This is a genomic window from Enterobacter sichuanensis, from assembly GCF_002939185.1.
GTDB classification, from domain to species: Bacteria; Pseudomonadota; Gammaproteobacteria; order Enterobacterales; family Enterobacteriaceae; genus Enterobacter; species Enterobacter sichuanensis.
Window position 1 is genome coordinate 1 of sequence record NZ_POVL01000162.1, and the last position, 809, is coordinate 809.

At 55.3% G+C, this 809-nt stretch carries 1 protein-coding gene; it reads left to right on the plus strand.

Annotation, left to right across the window (positions count from 1 at the left end; translation table 11 throughout):
* Positions 1-634 (plus strand): DUF2931 family protein (locus C5687_RS24305; protein ID WP_158252240.1); only part of this gene is annotated, 634 nt, incomplete at its 5' end.
* Positions 635-809: the final 175 nt, after the last annotated feature.

Sequence of the window (809 nt, forward strand, 5' to 3'; positions counted from 1 at the left end):
CTGCCACGATCGCCGGGAGGGAGTGAAGTCTTTGTTAGGGGATGGCGTGGAACAGTGGGGGCAGAAACTGCCTTACGATCACTGGCAGTTTAATTTTTTCTATCCCGTCAACCTGCCGGCACTGGTGACCATGGTGTATCTGGAGGACGCGGATATCCGGGAAAGTATTTTCCGGCGACTGGATCCCACAGAACCGAGCCAGAGTAGCGTGGGGACATGGAGCCAGCGCGTGGGTGGTTTTTCAGCCAATTTTAATATCAGCAAGGCGCTGCCTGTAAGGATGACGGTGTGCTGGGACTCGGTTATCGATAAAAAGGCGTACGAAACGGAGATCTGGTTCAGTCGGGAGACATGGCAGCAGATGCTCACAGCCTATCCTGATGCCTATAAGCCGGGAAAGACGTATTACCGGGATAATATGATTATCGGACTGGCACCGGGTGGAACGGTGCGGGTCTGGCTGGAGGATAACGGCGATCCTGTTGTGCTCCAGCATCCCGCCCGGCAGTTCACGCTGACAGGAAATGAAATGCTGATATGCAAAGGAGTCACGAAACATCCTGACGGGTATGTTTATTACGGAAAGACACCCGAATTCATCAAGGGAAAAAACTATCCGTATGGTAACTGGTAGGGAGGCTCTGTCCGGCGGGCCGCTGGCCCGGACGGCTGCACGACAGTTAACAACTAGGCACCGAAGAATGAGTGCACCTTCGTGTCGCCAGTAAAAGGGTGGGTGCGGACGGTGTGGCGGATGGATGACCAGCAACAGTGGGAAGACAGCGAGCGGGCGAATGCGGACGCGCTGG